The following is a 4,026-nucleotide window of genomic DNA, read 5'->3' as shown; positions in this document are numbered from 1 at the left end:
GTAAAATTTTTGTTGTGAAATTGTAGTAAAAAATTGGTTAATCTACCAAGTAAGCAAGGTCACAAATTTGCACAAAGGTTAAACGCAAGTTTGGAATAATTGCTCTAGAACACAAAATGTTGAGTTACCTATAAGGAAAAGACGATGAATATGCTGACATTCGATAAAACAGAAATCCAAAAACTAGATAAACCCTTTATCGCTGAAGCCGTCTTCGCCGTCGAGACTATCAGTGCTAATCAACAAAATGAAAAGCAGAGTAGAGCGAAGCAACTACTCGATAGATTGTTCCCTTTGGCGACGGGCTCTCATCAAGATGTGACCAGTTATGTGATCGATTACCGCCATGTGTTGGCTTATTTCAAGGATGGGCGTCATAGTGGTTTGAAGCATCCAAAACATTTTGTTGCCTTCAATGGTGAAAAGGAGTCACCATGTTCGATCTTGTTCCGTGATGGAAGTGGTAGCCATGTTGAAGTGATGTTAGGCTGCACTAAAGGGACTGGACGCGTTGAACTGATAGAGATTAATGATATTCAGTTAGAAACGTGTACCACATTTACCCAATCGGTGGAAGAAATGCCCAGCGCCGCAATGCGCCACTGGGTAAGCCTAGTCAAAGGTGATGAAAAGGGTAAGCCTCAAGCTTGTAGTGAAGATAAGGAGTACACCGCAAAAGATGGTGAAGACTATTACTTAAACTACAGTTTTAACCTTGCTTAGGTTATAGATGCGTATTGGGATTAAATGGGGCGTGGCGCCCCTTTTACTTTTCTATCCATAAATTGAGGTTTATGGAAATTGTGATTGCTTTTCAGCTACCCATAAGAGGTTGAAGCGATTAAAGCGGCATAACACGGTTGCGGCCTAATTGTTTTGCTTCATAGAGCAGTTTATCGGTTCTTTCTATCAAAGACTCGGACGTATCACCTAGTTGTAATTCTGTCACACCAAAAGAGGCGGTAATATTACCAACTTGGTTTCCTGAACGGCGATCCTTCACGCTCATTTTTTCTATCGAACGGCGCAGTGATTCTGCAAACTGTCTGGCAATGCGCAGTGTTTTATTTGGAACAATTAAAACGAACTCTTCGCCGCCAAATCGGTAGGCGGTAATGCCATCTCGACAGCTACTCTGAAGCTTTTTAGCGATGCCTTTGATGACGGTGTCACCAAATAGGTGGCCATAATTGTCATTAAAAGATTTGAAGTGATCGATATCTAATAAGATCAGGCTTATTGGTTGCTGCGCGCTTATTAGGGTAAAGAGATCATCATTGAACGAACGGCGGTTATATAAACCGGACAATCCATCGAATAAAGCCTCTTTTTGCACCTCGGCAAGCTGCTCTTTCAGTCGATGAATTTCTTTACTGGCACTATTAAGTTGACCATTTAGAAACTGAGTTGAATGGCGAATATCTCGCGATTCAGTGACCAATTGGCGAACCACTTTCATCACCTCTTCGATCGATAAATCATCGTTTTCGACTCGTTCTAATTCACTAAAACTTTTATCAATCACTCTGGCAAATTCGCTGGTATCGGTTAGGGTATCTGACATTGAACTTGCGACTTCATTGACTAACACTTCAATGTTGTTGCGTAGCGTGCTTAAACTGGTTTCAGAGCGCGATGCGACATAGCTGTTATAGAGTTGAGAGCTTGCCGCGGGAGGACAAAGGCCAAAGTTTTCCAATACAGAATCGAGTTCTCGATTGAGTTGAGGTATGGCGTTGTCAACATAGGTATACCAAAGTGCATAGTTAGCAGGTGTCGCCGCCACATGATTTTTCATCATCAACGGTACTGCTTTTTTTAAATTGGCTGTAGATCTCTTAAAGTCGTCGCTGGTCATTATCGTAAAATTAATAGACAGTCACAGATATTCATACCGCTAAGATTAGCGGATATCCCAAAGTTATGCGCTAAAAAAATGCAACTAAAGTTTGAAGTTGAATTTTTATTTACGGTGAACAATCGATTCTTGATGTAGATCAAACACAACAGACAGACATAGTAGGGGGTTTTTTATATATTGAATCGTTGAATGATTAAAATAAGTTGGTTACTGAATCAAGGAGTAATAGATGGAGATGTATGATATTGAATCGTTTTTGGATATTTTACCTCAGGTAGAAAGTAGCTATCCGTTTGGTCCTGACGCGTTGGTTTTCAAAATTCGCGGTAAAATGTTTGCCTATACTTCTCAGTCGAGAGAAGAGCCGTTTGTGACATTGAAGTGCACTCCAGAAGATGGTGAAGTTCTGACCAGTGCCTTTTCCGCTATTCGTCCTGGTTATCATATGAATAAAAGACACTGGATCTCCGTTAAGTTAAACGGAGATGTTGACCAGATGATGTTAGAGGAATTATGTGAACGCTCTTATCAGCTTGTAGTAAGTAAACTGAAAAAATCAGATAGAGAAGCGCTTCAGGCTCTGTTTGTGCAAGCAAAGCTTGATTAAGCGGTATCCTTACGTTGTTCCAGTTTTTTTGCGCCACGCAGCATCGCTTCTATCAATTCTGTCGCGTTAAATTTTTCCAAAGCTTCGTGGGCTCCGACTTGGTGAGCTCTATCCAAACAGATCTCACTGGAAAGCGAGGTGTGAAGAATACAATAAGCATGGCTCAGCATTGGATCATTTTGAACCTCAAAGGCCAGTTCATATCCATCAAGGCCCGGCATTTCAATATCACTGACCAGCAAATCGATCGCACGTTGATGTTGAGCGTCTTGACGCATCAGCTCAATGGCATCAAGTCCATTTTTACAGATTTGGTAAGGGATGTTGATACTGTCTAAGGCATCTGACAATTGTTTACGTGCAATAGATGAATCATCCACCAGTAAAATACGCAATGCTTTTAATCGCTCACGTTCAATATCAGTCAGCATCGGGATCTTAGTTGATTCATACTGTGGATAAATTTTTGAAAGTAATAATTCGACGTCAAGTAACTGCACAATCTGTTTTTGATAGCGGGTTATGCCAGTGATAAAAACGTCTTTTCCCGCCACTGCAGGTGAAGACTCGATTGTTCGCCAGTCACACTCGATGATTTTCTCAATGCTACGTACCATAAACGCAACTACAGTTCGCAGGCAGTCCGTCACGATTAAGTAGCATTGTTTATATTCGCTAGGTTGAATTGCTCTAAAGCCAATGGCGGCAGCCATATCAATGACAGGTACCGTCAAGTTACGGATAGTCACCGTTCCGATCACATGGTGATGAGAATATGGGATTTGTGTCATTGGCATGTAAGGGACAATCTCTCGTACTTTCAGAGTCCCGATAGCAAAAAGCTGTTTCTGAGTGTTCAATGTGAACATCAACATGCCTTGGGATTGGTTTGCCTTACTGGGGGTTTTAGCCATAACACCTTACTCAACGTTGTTTCTTATGCTTAATACTAAACGATCTCTTACTGACGGCAATGCGTTAAATGCAAATAAACAGTATAACCGTATGTTTATTGATCTTTTGCACTCTTACATTGGGGTTGGACTCTTGAAAAGCATCCGTTACACTATTTGCAGTAGCAAATTTATTGAGAAAAATGATGGCAAGAACGGCAGCGGCTCTTCACATTTTAGTGAAGCATAAAGAACAAGCTGAAGATATTATCGCTCAGTTAAAAAAGGGAGCGAAATTTCAAACATTAGCCAGAAAATATTCTACCTGCCCTTCGGGTAAAAAAGGGGGCGATCTGGGTGAGTTTCGTCAGGGGCAGATGGTCCCTCAATTTGATAAAATCTGTTTCACTGGAGAGGTACTGACACCTCATTTGGTGAAAACCAAGTTTGGTTGGCATGTTGTAAAAGTTCTATATCGGACCTAGCCTCAATAGGGTGATTTTCTCATCGACGTTGATTTTTAAAGTAATAACCAATGAGCAGTGAATGCCACGCTTTTTCTCAAAACCAGAAGTGCGTGGTGCTTTTCATTCGTCAGGAATGACACTCGATTCTTTATCTTTTTATTCCATTACCTTTTATAGAATGGCCTACTACACCCAAAC

Annotated in this window: 5 protein-coding genes; 3 read left to right on the top strand and 2 right to left on the bottom strand. The window is 41.1% G+C overall.

Features of this window, described 5'->3' with window-relative positions; all coding sequences use genetic code 11:
- Positions 1–144 precede the first annotated feature (144 nt).
- A complete protein-coding gene (locus B9J84_RS15920; RefSeq protein ID WP_013868075.1) occupies positions 145–723 on the top strand; it encodes a malate synthase in 579 nt (192 codons plus the stop codon).
- 118 nt (positions 724–841) lie between these two features.
- Here the strand turns inward: B9J84_RS15920 and B9J84_RS15915 are convergent, their stop codons facing one another.
- Positions 842–1,858 carry a GGDEF domain-containing protein gene (locus B9J84_RS15915; RefSeq protein ID WP_017045993.1) on the bottom strand — a complete coding sequence of 339 codons (1,017 nt, stop codon included), beginning with the start codon at positions 1,856–1,858 and terminating at the stop codon, positions 842–844.
- 232 nt (positions 1,859–2,090) lie between these two features.
- Between B9J84_RS15915 and B9J84_RS15910 the strand changes: the two genes are divergently transcribed.
- Complete coding sequence (locus B9J84_RS15910; RefSeq protein WP_017045994.1) at positions 2,091–2,468, top strand: MmcQ/YjbR family DNA-binding protein; 378 nt, start codon at positions 2,091–2,093, stop codon at positions 2,466–2,468.
- Here B9J84_RS15910 and B9J84_RS15905 read toward each other — a convergent pair.
- Positions 2,465–3,382: a chemotaxis protein gene (locus B9J84_RS15905; RefSeq protein ID WP_019281245.1), complete on the bottom strand. Its 918-nt coding sequence runs from the start codon at positions 3,380–3,382 to the stop codon at positions 2,465–2,467. The two genes, B9J84_RS15910 and B9J84_RS15905, sit on opposite strands and share 4 nt — an antisense overlap.
- Positions 3,383–3,567: 185 nt before the next feature.
- Here B9J84_RS15905 and ppiC point away from each other — a divergent pair, with 185 nt between their 5' ends.
- On the top strand, positions 3,568–3,846 hold the full coding sequence (ppiC, locus tag B9J84_RS15900) for a peptidylprolyl isomerase PpiC (protein ID WP_026027858.1): 279 nt from the start codon (positions 3,568–3,570) through the stop codon (positions 3,844–3,846).
- Positions 3,847–4,026 lie beyond the last annotated feature (180 nt).

The organism is Vibrio sp. V03_P4A6T147 (assembly GCF_002241085.1).
Classification (GTDB): domain Bacteria; phylum Pseudomonadota; class Gammaproteobacteria; order Enterobacterales; family Vibrionaceae; genus Vibrio; species Vibrio anguillarum.
The sequence above is the reverse complement of the archived record's forward strand: the minus strand, read 5'-3'. Positions and strand labels throughout refer to the sequence as shown.

What these genes read in the sequence shown, in the direction of transcription:
- B9J84_RS15920 (WP_013868075.1), top strand. Translation starts at nt 145, where the DNA reads ATGAATATGCTGACATTCGATAAAACAGAAATCCAAAAACTAGATAAA.
- B9J84_RS15915 (WP_017045993.1), bottom strand. Translation starts at nt 1,858, where the DNA reads ATGACCAGCGACGACTTTAAGAGATCTACAGCCAATTTAAAAAAAGCA.
- B9J84_RS15910 (WP_017045994.1), top strand. Translation starts at nt 2,091, where the DNA reads ATGGAGATGTATGATATTGAATCGTTTTTGGATATTTTACCTCAGGTA.
- B9J84_RS15905 (WP_019281245.1), bottom strand. Translation starts at nt 3,382, where the DNA reads ATGGCTAAAACCCCCAGTAAGGCAAACCAATCCCAAGGCATGTTGATG.
- ppiC (WP_026027858.1), top strand. Translation starts at nt 3,568, where the DNA reads ATGGCAAGAACGGCAGCGGCTCTTCACATTTTAGTGAAGCATAAAGAA.